The sequence below is a fragment of the Streptomyces sp. B8-7 genome (assembly GCF_058833805.1).
This window is the reverse complement of record NZ_JBYRRL010000001.1, coordinates 2,092,868-2,113,863: the sequence shown is the minus strand read 5'-3', so window position 1 is coordinate 2,113,863 and position 20,996 is coordinate 2,092,868. Positions and strand designations below refer to the sequence as shown.

17 protein-coding genes and 1 riboswitch are annotated in these 20,996 nt (G+C 75.2%); of the genes, 5 read left to right on the top strand and 12 right to left on the bottom strand.

Going from position 1 to position 20,996, the window contains the following annotated elements; translation table 11 throughout:
• Positions 1-68: 68 nt before the first annotated feature.
• From AC5K6T_RS08925 to AC5K6T_RS08895, 7 genes are all read right to left on the bottom strand, one after another.
• The gene (locus AC5K6T_RS08925; protein ID WP_493207185.1) at positions 69-551 is read right to left on the bottom strand and encodes a PH domain-containing protein; all 483 of its coding nucleotides are present in this window, start codon (positions 549-551) and stop codon (positions 69-71) included.
• An 11-nt stretch (positions 552-562) separates the two neighbouring features.
• Positions 563-1,411, bottom strand: a complete 849-nt coding sequence (hisG, locus tag AC5K6T_RS08920; RefSeq protein WP_493207183.1) for an ATP phosphoribosyltransferase — start codon at positions 1,409-1,411, stop codon at positions 563-565.
• A gap of 62 nt (positions 1,412-1,473) precedes the next feature.
• Positions 1,474-1,746, bottom strand: coding sequence for a phosphoribosyl-ATP diphosphatase (locus tag AC5K6T_RS08915; RefSeq protein WP_029383007.1), 273 nt, complete (start codon positions 1,744-1,746; stop codon positions 1,474-1,476).
• A 34-nt stretch (positions 1,747-1,780) separates the two neighbouring features.
• Entirely contained in the window at positions 1,781-2,266 is a 486-nt protein-coding gene (gene ribH / locus AC5K6T_RS08910; RefSeq protein WP_493207181.1) for a 6,7-dimethyl-8-ribityllumazine synthase, read from the bottom strand.
• 335 nt (positions 2,267-2,601) lie between these two features.
• A complete protein-coding gene (locus AC5K6T_RS08905) occupies positions 2,602-3,999 on the bottom strand; it encodes a bifunctional 3,4-dihydroxy-2-butanone-4-phosphate synthase/GTP cyclohydrolase II (protein WP_493207179.1) in 1,398 nt (465 codons plus the stop codon).
• Positions 3,996-4,637 carry a nicotinamide mononucleotide transporter family protein gene (locus AC5K6T_RS08900; RefSeq protein WP_493207177.1) on the bottom strand — a complete coding sequence of 214 codons (642 nt, stop codon included), beginning with the start codon at positions 4,635-4,637 and terminating at the stop codon, positions 3,996-3,998. The genes AC5K6T_RS08905 and AC5K6T_RS08900 overlap by 4 nt, the downstream gene beginning before the upstream one ends.
• Complete coding sequence (locus tag AC5K6T_RS08895; RefSeq protein WP_493207175.1) at positions 4,634-5,239, bottom strand: riboflavin synthase; 606 nt, start codon at positions 5,237-5,239, stop codon at positions 4,634-4,636. The genes AC5K6T_RS08900 and AC5K6T_RS08895 overlap by 4 nt, the downstream gene beginning before the upstream one ends.
• Positions 5,240-5,382: 143 nt before the next feature.
• Positions 5,383-5,513, bottom strand: a riboswitch (FMN riboswitch).
• Positions 5,514-5,698: 185 nt separating this feature from the next.
• Between AC5K6T_RS08895 and AC5K6T_RS08890 the strand changes: the two genes are divergently transcribed.
• The gene (locus tag AC5K6T_RS08890) at positions 5,699-8,152 is read left to right on the top strand and encodes a chitinase C-terminal domain-containing protein (RefSeq protein WP_493207173.1); all 2,454 of its coding nucleotides are present in this window, start codon (positions 5,699-5,701) and stop codon (positions 8,150-8,152) included.
• 262 nt (positions 8,153-8,414) lie between these two features.
• Positions 8,415-9,167 carry an SDR family oxidoreductase gene (locus AC5K6T_RS08885; protein ID WP_493207172.1) on the top strand — a complete coding sequence of 251 codons (753 nt, stop codon included), beginning with the start codon at positions 8,415-8,417 and terminating at the stop codon, positions 9,165-9,167.
• 23 nt (positions 9,168-9,190) lie between these two features.
• On the opposite strand, the gene AC5K6T_RS08880 is transcribed toward AC5K6T_RS08885, so the two are convergent.
• A complete protein-coding gene (locus AC5K6T_RS08880; RefSeq protein WP_493207171.1) occupies positions 9,191-10,525 on the bottom strand; it encodes an ROK family transcriptional regulator in 1,335 nt (444 codons plus the stop codon).
• Between the two features lie 228 nt (positions 10,526-10,753).
• Between AC5K6T_RS08880 and AC5K6T_RS08875 the strand changes: the two genes are divergently transcribed.
• Positions 10,754-12,082 (top strand): MFS transporter, encoded by a 1,329-nt coding sequence (locus AC5K6T_RS08875; RefSeq protein WP_493207169.1) that lies wholly within the window; start codon positions 10,754-10,756, stop codon positions 12,080-12,082.
• On the opposite strand, the gene AC5K6T_RS08870 is transcribed toward AC5K6T_RS08875, so the two are convergent.
• The 3 genes from AC5K6T_RS08870 to AC5K6T_RS08860 form a co-directional block, all read right to left on the bottom strand.
• Positions 12,039-12,500, bottom strand: a complete 462-nt coding sequence (locus AC5K6T_RS08870) for an acyl-CoA thioesterase (protein ID WP_493207167.1) — start codon at positions 12,498-12,500, stop codon at positions 12,039-12,041. The genes AC5K6T_RS08875 and AC5K6T_RS08870 overlap by 44 nt on opposite strands.
• 311 nt (positions 12,501-12,811) lie before the next feature.
• Positions 12,812-13,708, bottom strand: a complete 897-nt coding sequence (locus tag AC5K6T_RS08865) for a hypothetical protein (RefSeq protein WP_493207165.1) — start codon at positions 13,706-13,708, stop codon at positions 12,812-12,814.
• Between the two features lie 5 nt (positions 13,709-13,713).
• Positions 13,714-14,100 (bottom strand): hypothetical protein, encoded by a 387-nt coding sequence (locus tag AC5K6T_RS08860; protein ID WP_493207163.1) that lies wholly within the window; start codon positions 14,098-14,100, stop codon positions 13,714-13,716.
• Positions 14,101-14,167: 67 nt separating this feature from the next.
• On the opposite strand from AC5K6T_RS08860, the gene AC5K6T_RS08855 reads away from it, so the two are divergent.
• On the top strand, positions 14,168-18,682 hold the full coding sequence (locus AC5K6T_RS08855; protein WP_493207161.1) for a CHAT domain-containing protein: 4,515 nt from the start codon (positions 14,168-14,170) through the stop codon (positions 18,680-18,682).
• 49 nt (positions 18,683-18,731) lie between these two features.
• On the opposite strand, the gene AC5K6T_RS08850 is transcribed toward AC5K6T_RS08855, so the two are convergent.
• Complete coding sequence (locus tag AC5K6T_RS08850) at positions 18,732-19,877, bottom strand: glycoside hydrolase family 6 protein (protein WP_493207426.1); 1,146 nt, start codon at positions 19,875-19,877, stop codon at positions 18,732-18,734.
• A gap of 173 nt (positions 19,878-20,050) precedes the next feature.
• Between AC5K6T_RS08850 and AC5K6T_RS08845 the strand changes: the two genes are divergently transcribed.
• Positions 20,051-20,842, top strand: coding sequence for a DUF5995 family protein (locus AC5K6T_RS08845; protein WP_493207159.1), 792 nt, complete (start codon positions 20,051-20,053; stop codon positions 20,840-20,842).
• Positions 20,843-20,996: the final 154 nt, after the last annotated feature.

Below are 20,996 nucleotides of genomic sequence, written 5' to 3'. Positions count from 1 at the left end.
TTAATCAAGACACGGGCCGGAGCGGCAGGGTGAGCACCCCTGAGCCGGCCCCGGGCTTCTGCCCCGGCTCAGCTCCGGGGCGCCTCGGGGTCGCCGCCGCAGCGGGCCTCGACGAGTGCCCGCAGGGCCCGCGCGTCGGTGACGGCCTGCTCCTTCGCGATGCCCGGCTGGATGCCGAGGGCGGGCAGGCTGGTGCCGTCGCTGAGGTCGAGGAACACCCAGGGGTCCCCGACCCGCAGGTTGACCTGCACGATCTCCGCCCAGTCCAGACGGCGGGTGCTGACGAAGTTGACCACGGTGACGCCGGAGTCGTCGGCGACGACCTTGGGCCGGGCCAGCATCAGCACCAGACCGGCGAGCAGGGCCGCGGTGAGGACGAAGCTGAGGCGCTCGCCCGGTCCGAGGTTCTCCAGCAGCAGCGCGATCGCCGAGACCACCACGAAGATCGCGGCGGCCGCGGTGAGCAGGACCGCGCGGGTGCGGCCCGGCCGGAAGGTCACGGGGAGGGACGACGGGGCGGTCGGGGCAGACGGGTCGGGAAGGTCCGGCATGGTGGCGTTTCTCAGAGGCGGCAGGCGTGGATGGCGGTGGTGAGGATGGCCCGCGCGCCGATCGCGTACAGGTCGTCCATGATCCGCTGCGCCTCCTTGGTGGGCACCATGGCGCGGACGGCGACCCAGCCCTCGTTGTGCAGCGGGGAGACGGTCGGGCCCTCCAGGCCGGGGGTGATGGCGACGGCCGCTTCGAGGTGCTCGGCGCGGATGTCGTAGTCCATCATCACGTACGTCCGGGCGACCAGGACGCCCTGGAGGCGGCGCAGGAACTGCTGCACCTTGGGGTCGTCGGGGTCGGCGCCGGTGCGGCGGACGACGAGGGCCTCGGACGTCATGATCGGCTCGCCGATGACCTCCAGGCCCGCGTTGCGCAGCGAGGTGCCGGTCTCGACGACGTCCGCGACGACCTCGGCGACGCCCAGTTCGATGGCCGTCTCGACGGCTCCGTCCAGGTGGACGACGGAGGCGTCGATGCCGTGGTCGGCGAGGTGCTTGGCGACGATGCCCTCGTAGGAGGTGGCGACCGTCATGCCGTGGAGGTCCTCGACGCCGCCGGCCGTTCCGGGCCTGGTGGCGTAGCGGAAGGTGGAGCGGGCGAAGCCCAGCGGGAGGATCTCCTCGGCGTTGGCACCGGAGTCGATGAGCAGGTCGCGGCCGGTGATGCCGATGTCGAGCTTGCCGGAGGAGACGTAGATCGCGATGTCGCGGGGGCGGAGGTAGAAGAACTCGACCTCGTTCTCCGGGTCGACGATCCGCAGCTCCTTGGACTCGCGGCGCTGCTGGTAGCCGGCCTCATGCAGCATCTCCGCCGCAGGGCCGGAGAGGGAACCCTTGTTGGGGACGGCGATGCGCAGCATGAGGTCGGCTTCCTTTGCGTGAGGGCGTACGGCTGGAGGGTACGGCGGCGGGGTGGGGTGGGTCACAGGTGGGCGTAGACGTCGTCCAGGGAGATGCCGCGGGCGACCATCATCACCTGAACGTGGTACAGCAGCTGCGAGATCTCCTCGGCGGCCGCCTCCTTGCCCTCGTACTCGGCGGCCATCCAGACCTCGGCGGCCTCCTCGACGACCTTCTTGCCGATGGCATGGACGCCCTTGTCCACCAGTTCCGCGGTGCGGGAGGTGGCGGGATCGCCGTGGGCGGCCTTCTGCTGGAGCTCGGTGAAGAGCTCCTCGAACGTCTTCTTGGACATGGTGGTCCTTACCCTACGCGCTCTGCGCCCTCGGTCAGCGCCACGGTTCGGATACTGAACGCAGGGTGGCCGCGGTGGCGACGGCGGCGGTGACCGCCTCGTGCCCCTTGTCCTCGCCGGAGCCGTCCAGTCCGGCCCGGTCCAGGGCCTGTTCCTCGGTGTCGCAGGTGAGGACGCCGAAGCCGACGGGCACGCCGGTGTCCACGGAGACCTGCGTGAGGCCCTGGGTGACGCCCTGGCACACGTACTCGAAGTGGGGGGTGCCGCCCCGGATGACGACCCCGAGGGCGACGACCGCGTCGTAGCCGCGGCCGGCGAGCACCTTGGCGACCACGGGCAGCTCCCAGGTCCCGGGGACCCGCAGCAGTGTGGGCTCGTCGATGCCGAGGTCGTGCAGGGCACGCAGGGCGCCGTCGACCAGTCCGTCCATCACCTTCTCGTGCCATTGCGCCGCGATGACGGCGACGCGCAGGTCGCCCACGTTGCGTACGGACAGTTCGGGTGCGCCCTTGCCGCTCACGGTCTTGTGTCTCCTCGTCGGTCGGTGGTGACGGTTGTCGATGATGGTGGTGCCCGTGGTGCGTCGCGCCGGAGACGCGTCGTACCGGTGGTGCGTGGTGCGTGGTGCGTGGTGCGTGTGCAGTGCGTGGTGCGTGTGCAGTGGGTGGTGCGTGTGCAGTGGGTGGTGCGTGTGCAGTGGGATGGTACGGATCGCGGGAGGAGCCGGGCCGGACCCGGGGGCGGGTCCGCGAGGGGCCCGGGGCGGCCGGGGCGGTTCCGCGGGTGTGCGGGGCGCCCCGGGGCGCGCTCATCGGCGGATCCGGGGGCTTCCCGGCCGGAGCCCGGTGCGGTCCGCTACTGGGTGGCGCAGGTGCCCGCGGACACGGCGGCCGGGGCGGCAGGGGTGTCCAGCCAGGGCAGGTCGTGGCCCATCCGGTCCCGCTTGGTGCGCAGGTAGCGCAGGTTGTGCTCGCCCGCGGTCACCGGCATCGGCTCGCGGCCGGCGACCTCGATGCCGTGCCGCACCAGCGCGTCGGACTTGTCGGGGTTGTTGGTCATCAGGCGGACGCTGACGACGCCGAGGTCGCGGAGCATCCGCGCTCCGGCGCCGTAGTCCCGGGCGTCGGCGGGCAGACCGAGTTCGAGGTTCGCGTCGAGGGTGTCCCGGCCGCGCTCCTGGAGTTCGTAGGCGCGCAGCTTGGACAGCAGGCCGATGCCGCGCCCCTCGTGGCCGCGGAGGTAGACCACCACTCCCCTGCCCTCGGCCTGGATGCGTTCCAGGGAGGCGTCGAGCTGGGGGCCGCAGTCGCAGCGCTGGGAGCCGAAGACGTCTCCGGTGAGGCACTCGGAGTGCACCCGGACCAGGACGTCCCGGCCGTCGCCGAGGTCGCCGTGGACGAGGGCGACGTGCTCGACGCCGTCGGCGGTGGAGCGGTAGCCGTAGGCGGTGAAGGTGCCGTGTGCGGTGGGCAGGCGGGTCTCGGCCTCGCGGTGCACGGTGTGCTCGGTGTGCACAGTGTGCTCGGTGCGCTCGGTGCGCTCGGTGGAGCGGCGGTAGGCGATCAGGTCCTCGATGGAGATGATCGTCAGCCCGTGCTTGCGGGCGAAGGGGATCAGCTCGGGCAGGCGCAGCATGGTGCCGTCCTCGCCGGCGATCTCCACGATGGCGCCGGCCGGGCGCAGGCCCGCGAGGCGGGCGAGGTCGACGGCGGCCTCGGTGTGGCCGTCGCGGGTGAGGACGCCGCCGGGCCGGGCGCGCAGCGGGAAGACGTGGCCGGGGCGGACCAGGTCGTCGGGCCGGGCGCTGCCGCTCGCCAGCAGCCGGAGCGTGGCGGACCGGTCGGCGGCGGAGATGCCGGTGCTGACGCCGTGGGCGGGCGAGGCGTCCACCGAGACGGTGAAGGCGGTCTTCATGGACTCGGTGTTGTCGGCGACCATCTGCGGGAGCTGGAGCCGGTCGAGCTCGTCGCCCTCCATGGGGGCGCAGATCAGGCCCCGGCACTCGCTCATCATGAAGGCGACGATCTCGGGGGTGGCGTGCTCGGCGGCGACGACGAGGTCACCCTCGTTCTCGCGGTTCTCGTCGTCGACGACGACGACCGGGCGGCCGGCCGCGATGTCGGCGACGGCCTGCTCCACCGGGTCGAGGACGAAGGTCTCGGGGTCGTCGGCCGGGTAGGGCCGGGAGGTGGAGGCGGTGGCGCGCAGGGCCTCGTTGAGGGTGACGGTGGCGGGGGTCGGGTAGGTGTTCATGCGGGCGCTCCTTCCAGTACGGGCCGCGCGTCCCGGCGGGAGCGCAGCCACCAGTCGCGCAGGCCCCACAGGACGAGCGCACCGTAGATGACGTAGACGAATCCGGAGAAGGCGTAGCCGTTGGCGAAGTTGAGCGGGACGCCGACGAGGTCGACGAGGAGCCATGCGAGCCAGAACTCGACCATGCCGCGGGCCTGCGCGTACATGGCGACGATGGTGCCGATGAAGATGTAGGCGTCCGGCCAGGGGTCCCAGGACAGGCTCGGGAACGCCGTGAAGAGCAGGGCGACGGCGACGGTGCCGGCGGCGGCCGCGGCGGCCAGGGCGAGGCGCTCGGCCCGGGTGGCGAAGCGGACGGCGATGTGCCCGTCCGCGGCCTGGCTCCGGCCGCGGGCCCACCGCCACCAGCCGTAGAGGGCGACGAGCATGACCACGGCCTGCTTGCCGGCGCTGCCGGCGAGGTGGCCGTAGAAGGCGCCGAAGAGGATCAGTCCGGCCAGGAACTGGGCGGGCCAGGTCCACACCGAGCGGCGCCAGCCGAGGGTGAGGGCGATCAGGCCGAGGGTGTTGCCGATCATGTCGGACCAGATGATGTGCTGGTCGAACAGGACGAACGCCTCGGAGTTCAGCCGGTTCACCTCTCCTCCTGCCGGCCGGCTTCGAGCAGGCGCTCGACGTGCTTGGCGATGATGTCCACCTCGAGGTTGACCGGGTCGCCGGGCTGTTTCACGCCGAGCGTGGTCAGGGCGAGGGTGGTGGGGATGAGGCTGACGGTGAAGTGGTCGGAGCCGGCCTCCACGACGGTGAGGCTGATGCCGTCGACGGTGATGGAGCCCTTCCGGACGACGTAGCGCGCGAGGTCCGCGGGCAGGGAGATCTTCACGATCTCCCAGTTCTCGGAGGGGGTGCGCGCCAGGACGGTGCCGGTGCCGTCGACGTGGCCCTGGACGATGTGCCCGCCCAGGCGGGAGCCGACGGCGGTGGGGCGTTCGAGGTTGACGCGGGAGCCCACGGTGAGGGCGCCCAGGCTGGAGCGCTTGAGGGTCTCGGCCATGACGTCGGCGGTGAACTCGTCGCCCTCGCGGTGGACGACCGTGAGGCACACGCCGTTGACGGCGATCGAGTCGCCGTGCTTGGCGTCCTCGGTGACGACGGGACCGCGCAGCCGGAAGCGGCAGGCGTCGTCGAGGGTCTCGACGGCGGTGACTTCGCCCAGCTCTTCGACGATTCCTGTGAACACTTCCCGGGTCCTCCCTCTGCGGGCACGGACTCCGGGGCTGTCGAAGACGACAGAGAACACGAGCGGGGACGCCGAGGACGACGCCGGACAGAGCTCGCCCTCAGGCGAACCGGTACGGCGACACGCACGGATGTGCCCGCCCGCCGCGCACTGCCTCCCATCCGGACTTTAACCGTCGGTCCAGGAATTTCACCTGGTCAACCGGCCGCTGGAGGCGACCGGGTCGCGGACTGTAACCGCCGGTTCGGACTTTCACCGACCCCGGAGTGCGCTGCTACTGGTACGAGCCCAGTCTGCCACGGACCGCGGTGGTCCATGCGGGTGACGTGTGTGGGCTGACTCACAACACGCTTGACGAGTACTTGACGAATCCCGGAACGGCGGAGTTGGTCCATACCTATTGACTCATTGGTCTAGTCCTCTCTAGGGTCTGCGCAACTTCCGTGGAGAGGAACCGCCTTGCTGTCGCCTTCACGCACCACCGCGCGCTCGCGCGACGTCGTGAGACCCGCCCTGTTCGCCGCCGCGGCCGCGGTCGCGGGCCTCCTGCTGGCCGGCCTGCCGGCCACCGTCTCGCACGCCGCCGACCAGGAGTCCTGTCGCCCCGACGGGCTCTACCGGACGCCCGGCGTCGAGGTCCCGTACTGCTCCGTCTACGACGCCGACGGGCGCGAGAAGATGGGCGCCGACCACCAGCGCCGGGTGATCGGCTACTTCACCGGCTGGCGGACCGGCAAGGACGGCACGCCCGCCTATCTCGCCTCCGACATCCCGTGGGACAAGGTCACCCATCTCAACTACGCGTTCGCGCACGTCGACGGCGCGAACAAGATCTCCGTGGGCCCGGACGGCGCGGACAACGCCGCCACCGGGATGACCTGGCCGGGTGTGGCCGGTGCCGAGATGGACCCGTCGTTCACCTACCAGGGACATTTCAACCTGCTGAACAAGTTCAAGAAGCAGCACCCGGACGTCAGGACGCTCGTCTCCGTCGGCGGCTGGGCGGAGACCGGCGGGTACTTCGCGGACGACGGCAGCCGGGTGGACTCCGGCGGCTTCTACTCGATGGCCACCAGGGCGGACGGATCGGTGAACCAGGCGGGCATCGACACCTTCGCGGACTCCGCGGTCGCCTTCATCAGGAAGTACGGGTTCAACGGCGTCGACATCGACTACGAGTACCCGACGACCATGAAGGACGCGGGCAACCCGCTCGACTGGTCCCTCGCCAACGCCCGCCGGGCCGGGCTGGTCAAGGGCTACGCGGCCCTGATGAAGACACTGCGCGAGAGGCTCGACCGGGCGGGAGCGGCCGACGGCAGGCACTACCTGCTGTCGGTGGCGGCGCCGTCCTCGGGCTATCTGCTGCGCGGCATGGAGACGTTCCAGGTCCAGAAGTACCTGGACTACGTGAACATCATGTCCTACGACCTGCACGGCGCCTGGAACGAGCACGTCGGTCCGAACGCCTCGCTGTTCGACGACGGAAAGGACTCCGAACTCGCCGCGGCGGGCGTGTACACCACGTCCCAGTACGGCGGAATCGGCTACCTGAACACCGACTGGGCCTACCACTACTTCCGCGGTTCGATGCCGGCCGGCCGGATCAACATCGGCCTGCCCTACTACACCCGCGGCTTCAAGAACGTCACCGGCGGAACGGACGGGCTGTGGGGCAGGGCCTCCGCCACCTCCTGCCCGGCCGGCTCCGGCCTGACCCAGTGCGGTGACGGCGCCTTGGGCATCGACAACCTCTGGCACGACCTGGACACCGAGGGCAAGGAGTCGCCCGCGGGTTCGAACCCGATGTGGCACGCCAAGAACCTGGAGAAGGGCGTCGTCGGCGACTACGTCACCCGGTACGGCTTCCCCGCGGACACCACGCTGACCGGCACCTACGCCCGGAAGTACAGCGCGTCGCTGGTCGCGCCCTGGCTGTGGAACGCGGAGAAGAAGGTGTTCCTGTCCACCGAGGACGAGCAGTCGGTGAACGCCAAGGCGGACTACGTCGTCGACCACGGCATCGGCGGGACGATGGTGTGGGAGCTCGCGGGCGACTACGGCTGGAACGCGGCCAAGGGCCAGTACGAGCCGGGCTCGACCCTGACCACAGCGATGTACGAGAAGTTCAGGAGCGCCGCTCCGTACGGAGCCGAGCGTTCCACCGTCGGTCTGCCCTCCCAGGCGGTCGACATCGCGGTGGACTTCGGGAAGTTCCCGCTCGGCGACTCCAACTACCCCATCAGCCCCAAGCTGAAGATCACCAACAACACCTCGGCGACACTGCCGGGCGGCACGGAGTTCCAGTTCGACTACAGCACCTCGGCGCCCGCGAACGCCAAGGACCAGTCCGGCTGGGGCACCTCGGTGATCCGCAGCGACCACACCGGCTCCAACGTCGGCGGACTGAAGGGCACCTACCACCGCGTGTCGCTGAAGCTGCCGGGCTGGCAGACGGTGGCGCCCGGCGCCTCGGTGGAAGTGGACTTCGTCTACTACCTGCCGGTGTCCACGCCGTCGAACTGGACGGTGGCCTTCGGCGGGAAGACGTACGCCCTGGCCGGTGACCTGGCCCGGGGCACCACCCTGGTCGACCCGGGCACGGCGACGCCCACCCCGACCCCGACGGCCACCCCCACTCCGACCCCCACTGCGACCCCCACTGCGACCCCGACGCCCACACCGACTCCGACCCCGACGGGCACCGGGACGCCGACCCCGACCCCGACCCCGACCCCGACCCCGACCGGCGGCAGCTGTACGGCGCCGGTCTGGAACTCCACCGGTGTGTACACGGGCGGCACCTCGGTCTCCTATCGGGGTCACACGTGGAAGGCCAAGTGGTGGACGCGGGGCGAGGAGCCCGGCACCACCGGCGAGTGGGGTGTGTGGCAGGACCTCGGCGCCTGCTGACCCCCTCCGCGACGGGCCCGGCGGCGGGTGACGACGGCCCTTGCCCCGCCGCCGGGTCCTCTTCACCGACCGGGCCCCGGTCCGCCCGGCGGGGTCCGCCGGCGGACGCCGGCCGCCCGAGCCGGTCGCCCCGGAACGCGGGCCCGGAGCCGCGCCGTACCGGGGGCCGGGCCGCGCCCGGGCCTCGCGCCGGCGCCGGCCCTCCCTGACCCGTGGCTTCCCGCCCGCGGCGGGCGGGGAGGCCTTCTGGCAGAGTGAGTTCATGACCACGATCCTGGTGACCGGCGGCACCGGAACCCTCGGCCGCCTCGTCACCGAGCGACTGCGGCAGGACGGGCACACGGTGCGGGTGCTCAGCCGGCACGCGCGGCCGTACGCCGTCGACCTGCGCGAGGGCGGCAGCCGGCTGGACGAGGCGGTGGCGGGCGTGGACGCGATCGTGCACTGCGCCTCGTCGCCGCGCGGGGACGAGACGGCGGCGGCGCACCTGATCGCCGCCGCGCGGGGAGCCGGTGTACGGCATCTGGTGTACATCTCCATCGTCGGCGTGGACCGGGTGCCGTTCGCCTACTACCGCACCAAGCTCGCCGTGGAGCGGCTGGTGGAGGAGTCGGGGCTGGGCTGGACCGTCCTGCGCACCACCCAGTTCCACGATCTGCCGGCCCGGCTGTTCGGCATGCTGGCCAGGTCGCCGGTGCTGCTGCTGCCCGCGCGGCTGCGGGTGCAGCCCGTCGAGGCGGCCGAGGCGGCCGGCCGGCTGGCGGAGCTGGCGGCCGGCGCACCCGTGGGGCGGGCCGAGGACATGGGCGGGCCCGAGGTGCGGACCTTCGAGTCGCTGGCCCGCGCCTATCTGGCCGCGGCCGGCCGCCGCCGGGCCGTGCTGAACGTGCCCCTGTGGGGCGCGGCCTACCGCGGGTTCCGGGCCGGCGGCCACCTCGCACCGGAGCGGGCCGTGGGGAAGGGGACCTTCGAGGAGTACCTCGCGCGCAGGTTCCGAGCCGGCGGCGCTGCCTGACCGGCCGGTCCGGCGGCGGCCGGTCACCGCCGAGGGGGTGCGAACAGTTCGTCCTGGGCCCGGTCCCGGGCGGTGAGCAGGGCGCCGCGCAGCACGGCACCGCCGCCCAGGCCGCTCGGCCGGACCTCGGTGTCCAGCGGGGACATCAGCCGGGCCCGCTCCTGGACCCGGCGGGCGAGCACCTCGCCCCCGGCCTGGCCCACCTCCCCGCCGAGCACGACGCAGCCCGGGTCGAGCAGGGCGGTGACGGAGGCGACGCCGATGGCGAGGCGGTCGGCGAGCGCGTCGAGGAAGCGGGAGGCCCCGCGAGCGGGGACCCCGGCGGGGAGGACCCCGTCCCCGGCGGCGCCCGGCCGCGCGCCGGCGCTCCCGGCCGCGTCGGCGCTCCCGCCCGGACCGGCGCTCCCGCCCGGGCCGGCACCCGAGGGCGCAACGGTGCCCGGGTACGCACCCCTTGCCTCCAGGGCCACCGCCGCCCGGACCATCTGCGCGGCCGCCGGTGCCTCCCCGACGGCCTCGCCCGGGATGCCGTACTCCCCCGCCAGGCGCTCGACCGCGGCCGCCCCGGCGAGGGAGTGGAACCCGCCGCCGCAGTCGGTACGGGAGGGAAGGGTGTCGGTGCCGGGCACGGGCAGGAAGCCGATCTCCCCGGTGCCGCCGGAGGCACCGCGCCGCAGGGCGCCGTCGAGGACGACGGCGGCGCCCGTACCGTGGCCGAGCCACAGCAGCACGAAGGTGTCGCGGTCACGCGCCGCGCCCTCGCGCTGCTCGGCCAGGGCGGCGAGGTTGGTCTCGTTCTCCACGCTGATCCGGGCTTCCGGCAGCCGCTCCTGGAGCGCGGCGACCAGGTGGCGGTGCCACTCGGGCAGCTTGGTGGTGTCGCGCAGCTCGCCGCCCGCCGGGTCGATCAGTCCGGGCGCCCCGATGCCGACGGTGTGCAGCCGGTCGGCTCCGGCCTCCTTCACCGTGCGCTCGACCAGCATCACGGCCTGCTCCACCGCCGGGCCGGTGCCCGTGTCGCCGCCGATCGGCACGGACGCCTCCGCGAGCACCCGGCCCACCAGATCGGAGACGATCACGGCGACGCCCTCGGTGCGCACGTCGAGGGCCGCGAGATGCGCACGCCCCGCGACGATGCCGTAGAGCTTGGCGTTGGGGCCGCGGCGCCGGGCGCCGGCCTCGCCGACCACGGTGACCAGTCCGGCGGCGGTGAGCCGTTCGACGAGATCGGCGACCGTGGGCCGGGACAGTCCGGTGAGCCGCTTGAGCTGCGCCGCCGTCAGAGGGCCCTCCTCCTGCAGCAGGCGCAGGGCGAGACGGTCGTTGAGGGCTCGGGCGATGCTCGGGGATGCGGCCATGCCGGGATCCTTCCAGACGCACGGGGCCGCGGGGATCACGGCCGACGGACAGGACGGGGGCGGACCGCGGACCGGAGTGCCGGCCGGACCGCCGACAGGGGCGGGCGCGCCCCTGCCCCACCGTCCCCGGCGGGTGTCCGGGAAGCCCACTACCTATCAGGCAGGCTCCCTGATAGTTTACGGCCTCGACGCCCGCCGCCGGGGCGCGCGTCCGGGGAGGGACAGCCGATGGGTGACGTGGTGTCGGGTGCCGGGGTGCCGGGCGCCGAAGGGCCGGGCGCCGAGGGGCCGGGCGCCGAGGAGGCCGGCGCCGGTGGTCCGGGCCACGGGGCGTCCGGGCACGGCGCGCCGGACGCCGTGGACCGACGCGCGGTGGTCCGCGCCCGCTACGGGGTGGCCGCCGTGTTCGCCGTGCACGGCGCGGCGACCGGCTCGTTCGCGACGCGGGTGCCCTGGATCCAGGAGCACGCCTCGGTCGGCCCGGGTCAGCTCGGACTGGCCCTCGCCTTCCCCGCACTGGGCGCGTCGGTCGCCATGCCGCTCGCGGGCCGGATCAGCCACCGCTTCGGTGCCCGCACCGCGCTGCGCGGGCTGCTCGCCCTGTGGACGCTGGCGCTGGTCCTGCCCTCCCAGGCGCCGGGCGTGGTGTCGCTCTGCCTGGCCCTGTTCGTCTTCGGTGCCACGGCCGGCATGTCCGACGTGGCGATGAACGCGCTCGGTGTGGAGACGGAGAACCGCCTGGGCCACTCGATCATGTCGGGGCTGCACGGCATGTGGAGCGCCGGCGCCCTGCTGGGCTCGGTGGGCGGCACCTTCGCCGCCCATCTCGGCACGGACGCCCGGGTGCACCACGCGGCGGCGGCGGCCGTGCTGACCGTGCTCGGCTTCGCCGCCTGCGCCGGGGTGCTGGACCTGCAGCCCACCGAGGACGAGGAGCCGCCGCCACGGTTCACGCTGCCGCCCCGGTCGGCCCTGCTGATCGGCGCCGTCGGCTTCTGCGCGGTGTTCGCGGAGGGCGCGAGCCTGGACTGGTCGGCGGTGTACCTCAAGGACCGGCTGGAGGCCTCGGCGGGGCTGGCCGCCGCCTGCACGACGGGCTTCACCCTGACCATGGCGGTGGCCCGGCTGGCGGGCGACGCGGTGGTCGACCGGTACGGCGCCGTCCGCACGGTCCGCGCGGGCGGGGTGCTCGCCGGGCTCGGCGGGGTGCTGATCGTGCTGGCCGGCCACCCGGCCGTCGCGATGGCGGGGTTCGCGCTGACCGGGCTGGGCGTCGCGGTCGTCGTCCCGCTCTGCTTCGCTGCGGCCGGCCGCAGCGGACCCAGCCCCAGTCAGGCCATCGCCGGCGTCGCGACCATCACCTACACCTCGGGGCTGGTCGCACCGGGGGCGACCGGCGGGCTGGCCGAGGCGACCAGTCTGACGGTGTCCTTCGCCGTGGTGACCGCGCTGGCGGGATCGCTCGCCCTGCTCGCGGGGGTACTGCGCACCGGGGACCGCGGCCGGCCGAAGGTCACGAGCCGTCCGGCCGAAGCAGTGTCCGGCCCACGGCCCTGAAGCGCTCGCTCCAGGGCGCCGGGCGCAGGGTGGCCGCGTCCAGCCGGACCAGCACACGGGTGCCGTGGGCGTAGGTCGTGGCGCCGTCGGCGGAGCAGAAGCGGAAGCCGTAGGTGAGGCCGGTGGTGCCCAGGCGCTCCAGCCACACGTGGACGGCGTAGGCGCCGGCGCGGGTGACGGGGGCGTCGTAGCCGATGGTCAGCTCCTTGACCGCGCTGCAGACGTCGCCGGCCGCCGCCCAGTCGCCGTCGAACACGAAGCCCTGGCTCTGCCACAGCTCGACCCAGGCCCGTTCGACCAGCAGCGGGTAGCGGGCGTTGTGCAGCAGGCCGAGTGCGTCGAGGTCGTCGAAGTGGACGGTGACCGGGATGAGCCGGCCGTACGAGAGGGCGGGCACGGTCGGGGCTTCGGCGGTCACGGGCGGAACTCCTGTGGTGGACGGATCAACCACCTCATCCTAAGCGGTCGCTCATCCGGTGGTCCGGGCGTCCGGCCGCACCAGGCGCACACTCCGGGCTCGCCCCCGGACACGCACCCCGGGCCCCGGCGAGCGGCCGCCCCGGGCAGCCACTGCGGGGCGCCGCCGCAGGCACCCGCCGCACCGCTCCGGGCCGGCCGCTCCGGGAACGGCTCCGCCGGACGGACCGGACGCACCGGACGCACCGGACGGACACCCGCCCGACACCGGCAGGACGGCACGGCCACCCGCACTCCGCAGGGCGCCGGCGCTCAGACCGGCCCCGCACCCCTCCGGCCCGCCCGGTCCGTCCCGTCCGTCCGGGGCGCCGCGTGGTCCGCCCGGTCCGCCCGGTCCGGGTGAGCTGCCCGGTCCGCCTCGCGCAGGGTGAACGCCGCCTCGGTCGTCCGGCACAGCGTGTGCACCGCGAGCCGCAGGGAGCGCCAGGAGGCCAGGCCGAGGACGGCGCCGGCCGGCGCCGCGGGCCACCACCAGGCACCCAGCACGGTGAAGGCCACGCCCCAGGCGAGTGCCTCGCAGGCCGCGTCGTAGGCGTCCCGGGCCTCGGCCAGCGCGGCCCGCGGCGGATCCTGGGCGCCGAGCAGCAGCGCGGTCCACCCGGCCGCGACATCGCCCCCGGTGTCCCGGGTGACGTTCGCCTCGGTGCGGCGCAACCGGTCGCCCGACCACGTCGGGCAGCACGGCGGGCCGGCGGAACGCGCCAGGGCGGCCCGCGAGTCGAGCCGGTCGGCGCGCAGCCCGCGGCCGTCGGCGCGGGCCCGTACGGCACGCCGGGCCAGCGTGTCGGGCTCCGCCCAGCGCCGCTGCCGCCACGCGGTCACCCGGCGGCCCAGCGGCATCAGCCACCACGGCCAGGCCCCCGACGCCAGCGTGCCGAACGCGGCCCCCGCATACGGCACGGCGAAGGCGGCCGCGACCACCGGCACCGCGAACAGCACGAGCGAGGCGGCGGCGTCCGCGGAGGGGCCGCCGCCCGCCCGCAGCGCGGCGGCGATCCGCTCGTGCGCGAGGGAGACGTCGTTCCAGCGGGACTGGCCGAGCTCCCCGCCGCCGACGGCGGCGACGGTGACGAACAGCGCGGCGGGCAGCAGCCGGCGCAGGAACCAGCCGTCGGGTATCCGCTTCTGGAACTCGATCAGCAGGCCCACCGCGGTCAGCCGTCCACCCGCCGCATGGGCCCGCCGTCCAGCGCGCAGACCGGGTCCGGGGACGCGGCGCCGTCGCGCAGCTCCACCCGCGCGCAGCGCCGCCCGGGGCAGACCCAGCCGGACGACCGCGGGGCGGGGGCGCCGGGCCAGTCACCCACGCCCATGGCGGCGGGCAGCCCGAGCCCGCCGGGCACCCCGGCCGACTCCACGGCCTCGTGCAGCGCGCGTACCGCCTCCCGCCAGGCGGCGTCCGCCGGGTCGGCGTCCCGGACGACGGGGGCGGCCGCGGCCCAGACCCCGGGGGCGATCAGCGGCCGCAGTTCCCCGGCATGCCGGCACAGGTACTCCACGGCGTCCTCCTCCGCCCGGCGCGCCTTCGCCCCGTCCCCCACCACGGCCTCCCCGGACTTCCCCTGAAACCCTGCTCCCTGACTTCTGGTCAGACTAATGTAGGAGGCGATGTCCGAGCTTCGGGAACGCGTGGTCGAACGTCTCGTCGCAGCGCACGGGGCCCGCGACCGTGCGCCACTGCGCACCGCGGACGCGGTGGCCGACGCCCTGTCGCTGCTGCGGGAGGCGACCCCGGACCCGGACGGCCCGGTCGACCTCGCCGCGCTGACGCCGGTCTTCTGGACGTTCTGGCTGCGCCACGAGGGCGCCGGGGATGCGGACTCCGTACTGAACGTGGCCGTCGTGACGGGAACCTTCGGCTTCCTCCAGCCGCGGCTGGAGGAGGACGCGGGCCTCCCCGACCTGCTCAAGGAGGGCTTCGACCCGGCCGACCCCGCCCACGAGGCACGGTTCGCCCACCTGGTGAGCTCGGCGCACGCCGAGACCGCCGGCCCGGCACGGACCGGCCCCCTGCGGACCGCGGCCGCCTGGTCGGACTCCGCCCTCGAACACGTCGCGGCCGAGGACCATGTGGGCTTCGTGGAGCTGGCCGGGCACGCCCACGACGTGCACCTGGGCCGGCTGACCCTCGACGCCGACCCGGACGGGCTGCTCACCGCGGCCCGCTACGGGCGGGCGGTGTGCCTGCGGATCGCCGCCCACCCGGAGCTGTTCGACCCGGACGCGGCGCGGACCACCGCCGCGGCCACCCTGCGCACGGTGGTGGACTGCGCCCGGCTGCTCGGCACCCCCTCCCTCGCCCGCGTCGAACGGCTGGCCGCGGCCGCCCCCGAGGGCAGCGTCACCGAGGAGACCGCCGACGGGCTGCGCTCGCTGCGCCTGCTGGCCGCGCAGCCCGTCGCCTGGCCCGGGGAGCGGGACCTGCGCATCGGCGCGGTGCTCGCCGAGGCGGGTGCCGCCGAGCACGACGCGGGCCGCCTCGCCTGCGCCGTACGGCGGCTGCGCGCGGCCCTGGAGGCGACGCCCGTCGGCCACCTGGAGCACACCGCGGTCACCGTGGCCCTCGGCCGGGCGCTCGCCACGCTCGCCCGCGAGCGCGACGACCCGGACTGCGCCCTGGAGGCCGCCGAACTGATGGCCGGCACGGGGCAGTTGAGCGAGGAGCAGAGCGAGCTGCTGGCGGTCTGCCGCGAACTGCAGGCACTGAGCCGCAGCGACGACCCGGACCGGCTCCGGCGGATCGCGCCGCTGCTCGGGCAGTTCGAGCGCCGGGCCGGGCTGCTGCCCGCTGGTGAGGGGGCTCCGGCCCGCATCGATCTCGAAGTCCTCGCCCTGGCCGCCGGGTTCGAGCCCGACAACAGCGCCGACGGGCGGATCGCCCGCTACCGCGACGCGCTGGCCGCCCTCCCCGCCGGCCGGGCCGGCCGGGCCGCGTATGTCGCCGTCCTGGCGGCCCTCACCGGGCTGCGGGCCGAGGCCCTGCGCCCGGCCGCGCCCGCCCGCGCCGGTCTGCTCGACGCGGAGTGCCGCGACCTGACGGCCGAGGCCGCGGACGGCGCCCCGCCCGGGTCCCCGCTGACGGACCTGCTGCACCGCGGTCTGTTCGCGGCGGCGCTGCCCGTCGCGCTCGCGTCGGCCGTCGCCGCGGGCGGCGAGGACGCGGAACCGCAGGACGGCCTGCCCGACGACCTGGGCACGCTGGTGGCGCAGTTGACGCGCCTGAGTGACATCCGCCTGGACGGCCCCGAGCACCTCGACGCCGACATCGCCGCGCTGCGGGAGCTGCTCGCGCAGACCGGCGAGGACGACAGCGGCGTACGGCCCTACCTGGCGGGCGTGCTCGGCACCGCCCTGTCCGCCCGCACCGGGCACCGTCCGGACCCCGCCGGGCTGCGGGAGATCGTGGAACTGCTGCGCTACGCCCGCGCGCACACCCCCGACCTGCCCGGCGGGTTCGACCGGATCCTCGCCGACGCCCTCACCGCGCTGTCCACCGGCACCTTCGACGCGGAGGACGCGCGGGAGGCGGCGGCCCTGCTCGCGTCCGCACCCGCCCCCGGCCCGCTCGGCCCCGAGGAGAGGGTCCCCTTCGGCGGCACGGCCGTCACGGACACCGACCGGCTGCTGCTGTCGACGCGCACCGAGCTGCACAACGCCCTGCAGAACTACCTGCTCGGCCATGAACCGGCCCAGCTCGAACGGGCCCGCCGGGCCGCCCGCAGCCTGCACGAGACCATCCGCGCCGCGCCCGCGCCCGCCGGCGGGGAGCGGCCGTGGTACGACCTGCTGGGCGAGGCCTGCATCGACCTGGTCGAGACGGTCGGACCGGGCGGCGGCCCGCGCCCCGACCTCGGGGACGACGTGGTCGAGCAGTGCCGCCGCACGTACCGGGCGTGTCCGGACGGGCACCCGATGCGGGCCGTGGTCGCGACGACGCTCGCCCGTGCCCTGTTCCAGCGCGCTCTCGTCCTGCGCGACGGCGAACCCGACCGGGCGCGGGAGCTGTTGACCGAGGCGGAGGCCCTGAGCGCCGAGGTGGCGGCGGTGACCGCGGACGGCTCCCCGCTGAGCGCGGCCGGCCTGCTGGGCGAGGTCGCCCGCATCGCCCGCCTCGGCCGCCTGCCCGAGGCCGTCGAGAGGGCCCCGGCCGTCGGCCACCGCGCCCCGGCCGGCGCGGAGCCGACCGGACCGGACCAGGCCGCCGGGCCCCGGCCGGCCGCCGCGGACGCGGTTCCCGCGGACCCGGTCGGCGCGCTGTTCGGACCCGTACTGGCCCGTCTGCAAGGGCGGGCGGACCCGGACGCCTGGAACGACCCCGCGATCCCGGTGTGGATGCGCGCACACGGACAGATCGGTGCCGCGGCGGGGGCGCTGACCCGGCGGCCCCCGCGGGTGGACGTGGCGCTGGAGCACCTGGAGGGGGCCGTCGAGGCGATGGCCCGCGTCACCGACCGGGGCAGCGACCAGGCCTCCGCGGAGCACGGCCTGTCGACGTTCGAAGGGGACATCCGGTCGGTCGTCGACCTGGTGCTGACCCACCTGGAGGTCCGCGCGGGCATCGCGTGGATGTCCGGGGTGCGGCAACGGCTGGAGGAGGTGCGGCGGAGGGCCGGGTCCGGGCGGTCCCTCGACGGCCTCCCGGGCCTCGCCGCCCCGGACCGCACCCTCACCGGACCCGAGGTCGACCGGACGGCGGAACTGCTCGAACGCGGCCGGGGACTGCTGCTGGCCCGCCGTATCGAGGCGCGCGCCGACCTCGGCGAGCTGTACACCGCGCACCCCGGGCTGGCAGCCGAGTTCGAGCGGCTCACGGACCTGCTCGACACGGCACCCGGGACGGGCGCCGTGACGGGGTCCGGGACAGGCACCCCCGGGGACGCGGAGTGGGCGCGGCTGGCCGGGCTGCGGGCGTCGAGGGAACTCGACGACGTCGTCCGCCGCGTCCGGTCCCGGCCCGGCTTCGAGGACTTCCTGCGGCCGCTGACCGCCGAGCAGGCGAAGGCGCTCGCGGCCGACGGGCCGGTCGTCGTCCTCAACCACGGCAAGCGCTTCTGCCACGCCCTCGTCGTCACCGGCCGCTCGGTCTCAGCGGTGCGGCTGGACGCCGGTGCCGACGAGGTCGCCGGCACGGCCCGGCGGCTGCGGGACGCGGTGGACGCCGTCAACGCCCGGGGCGCCGACCGGCCCTCCCCGCTCCGGCTGGTCGCGGCCGGCGAGGAGGTCCGCTCGGTCCTGGCGTGGACCTGGCACCGGGTCGTACGGCCGGTGCTGGAGTCTTCCGGGCTGCCGGCCGGGGCCGGGCCGCGGGAGGGCGGGTGGCCGCGCGTGTGGTGGGTGCCGACCGGTCCGTTCAGCGCCCTGCCGCTGCATGCCGCGCAGTGCACGGCGGCGGACTGTACCGAGGGCGGCTGCGGAGCCGCCCTCGACTCGGTGGTGTCCTCGTACGTGCCCGGCCTGCGTGCGCTGGCCTACGCCAGGGCGCGGGCCGGGCGGCGCGAGGGCGGCGGCACCGGGGGCGGCACCGGGGGCGGCACCGGGGGCGACGGCCGCGGGGACGGCGGGGAGGCGCTGCTGGTGGCCGCGCCCGAGGAGGACCTGCCGGGCATGGCGGCCGCCGCCGGGCACGCGGCCGGACTCCTCGGCGCGCACCGGCTGCTGATCGGCGCGGCGGCCACCCGGGAGGCCGTGCTGGCCGCGCTGCGGGACGCCTCCTGGGCCCATTTCGGCTGCCACGCGGCGACCGACCCGGCGGAGCCCTCCGGCGCCCTGCTGCATCTGCCGGGCGGGGAGCAGGTCTCGGTGCTGGAGATCTGCCGGGCCCGCCCGCGGGCCGCGCGGCTGGCCTTCCTGGCCGCCTGCGGCACCGCGCGCACCGCCGAGCGCCTCACCGACGAAGCCCTCCACATCACGAGTTCGTTCCTGCTGGCGGGTTTCCCGGCCGCGATCGGGACGCTGTGGACCATCGACAGCACCCACGCGGAGGAGGTGACGCGGGACTTCTACCGCCGGGCGACGGCCGGCCCCGGCGCCGCCCACGCCCTGCACGCGGCGGTCCGCCGGCTGCGCGAACGCGCCCCGGACCGGCCGCATCTGTGGGCGGCCTACGTCCACGCCGGGGCGTAGGCCGGGCCGCAGCGGGAGTCCGGCCCGCCCGGGACCCTGCCGGGCCGGATCAGCGTGCCAGGTCGTAGGCGTACGAGGGGCTGAACGTGCCCGGCTCGCCCCTGCAGCCGTCCGACTCCCCGGGCAGTTTGACCCACAGGTAGGCGTGGATCCGGGCCTCGCCGGTGGCCAGGGTGGGCGTCCGGCCGAGCGTACGGCCGTCGGGGTCGCACCACTCGCCGTCCGGCGGGGCGCCGTTGCCGTTGCGGCTGGTGTCGATCACGGCGCCGAGGCCCGCCGGGCCGCCGAGGGCGTCCAGCACCCGGCGGTCGTAGGCGGCCTCGTCGGCGGTGGCGTGGAAGTTGGACACGTTGCTGAACACGCCGTCGGAGGAGGCCGCCGAGGCCGCGCCCGCCCGGCGCAGCAGGGCCGCCTGGGTGCTCGCGTCGTGCCAGCCGGAGTGGCCCGCGTCGAAGTAGACACGGGCGCGCGGGTTGGCCGCCTTCAGCACGCGTCCGGCCCGGGCGAGCGAGGCGAACCGGCCGGCCCGGGCGGTCTCGGAGAGGCACTCGGACTGGGCGACCGAGTCGGGCTCCAGGATCACCACGACCTCCGCGGAGCCGAGTCCGGCGGCGAAGGCGTCGATCCAGGAGTCGTAGGCGGCCAGGTCAGGGGCCCCGCCCTCGGAGTAGCCGCCGCAGTCGCGGCCCGGGATGACGTACGGCACGACGACCGGAACCCGGCCCTGTGCGGCCCCGCCGGAGGTGACGGCGGCGACCCGGGAGGTGATGCCGCCCGGCGCGTAGTCCGCGAACCAGACGGCCGCCGGGTGTGCGGCGATCCTCGACTCGATCACCGGGCGGCGCGGGTCGCCGGGGTTGTCGCGCACCCACGCGAGCACCTGGGAGTCGGGATGGCGGTAGAGGTCTCCGGACGGGGCCGGTGCGCCGGCGGTCCGGGCGGGGGCGGGGGCCTGGGCGGGGGCGGGCTCGCTCGCCCGCTGCGACGGCCCGGCGGTGGTCGGCGACGGGTCGGGGGACGGCGACGGCACGGAGCGGGACGGCGAAGGCGACGGCAGGAGCGGGATCCGGTCCGGCCGCGGCGACTCGCCGGACGGGGCGGGCCGGGCGTCGTCGGAGGCGGACCGATCGTCGAGCGCGGACACCAGGCCGGCGACGGTGCCGACCACCGCCACCACCGACGCGGCCGCCGCCACGGCGTTGCGCCGGGCGGCCCCTCTGCGGTCGGCGCGGCGCGCGGCCAGTCGGCGGGCGCGATTGCCTGCCACGGTTGTACTCCCCTCCCTGCGCGGCGGGCGCGTTCCCCCGTTCTGGGGAAGCGTCGGGCCCGTCGGCACCGCGGCCAGCCTAGGGCTGGGACGCTGCCGTCATGGCGCAGTTGGAACAGTTGACCACACCCGTCGGCGCACCCGTCACCGCACCCGTCGCCGCACCCGTCGCCGTGTACGTCGATCCCGTCGACGCGCCTGTGGACGCAGCCGCGGGCACCTCCGTCGACGAGGTCGTCCGGCGGATGCGCGCACTGGAGGGCACACTGCCCGCGCGGGACGGGGTCGCCGTCTTCAACCGCGTCTATCTGGCCGTGACCGAGGAGGTCGACCGGCAGATCGACGCGGGCCGGTTCCCCGATCCGGAGGCGGCGGTGACGCTGGACGTGCGGTTCGCGGAACGGTATCTGGCGGCCGTGGACGCGGCCGGCGGAGACGGCCGTCCACCCGCCTGCTGGCGGCCGCTGTTCCAGCTCCGCCGGCATCCCGGCGTACGTCCGCTGCAGTTCGCCCTCGCGGGCATCAACGCGCACATCGGTCACGATCTGGCGCTGGCGGTGGTGGACGCCTGTCGTAGCCTGGGCTGCGAACCGGCCGACCTGGAGGACGAGTTCGACCGGGTGGGCGATCTCCTCGTGGCGCTGGAGGAGCGCATCCGCGAGGACCTCATGCCGGGCCCCGACCTGCTGCAGATCGCCGATCCGCTGACGCATCTGCTGGGCTCCTGGAGCCTGGAGCGCGCCCGGGACGCCTCCTGGGCCGCGGCCCGCGCGCTGTGGGCGCTGCGCGGACTGCCCGACGTCGCCGAGGGGTTCGCGGAACGGCTGGACTCCGCGGTCGGCTTCGCGGGACGCATGCTGCTGACACCGCTGCCGGACCGAGCGCTCCGCTGAGGGTGCCGGGGTATCCGGGGTATCCGGGGTATCCGGGGTATGACGCCGTCCGGTCGCGGCGCCGCCGTGGCCGGTCGCGCGGTTCCCCGCGCCCCTTCAGGGCCCTGCCGGACCGCACTCGGCCTCGCCGGCCTGCTCGGGGCGGTGCGGGGCC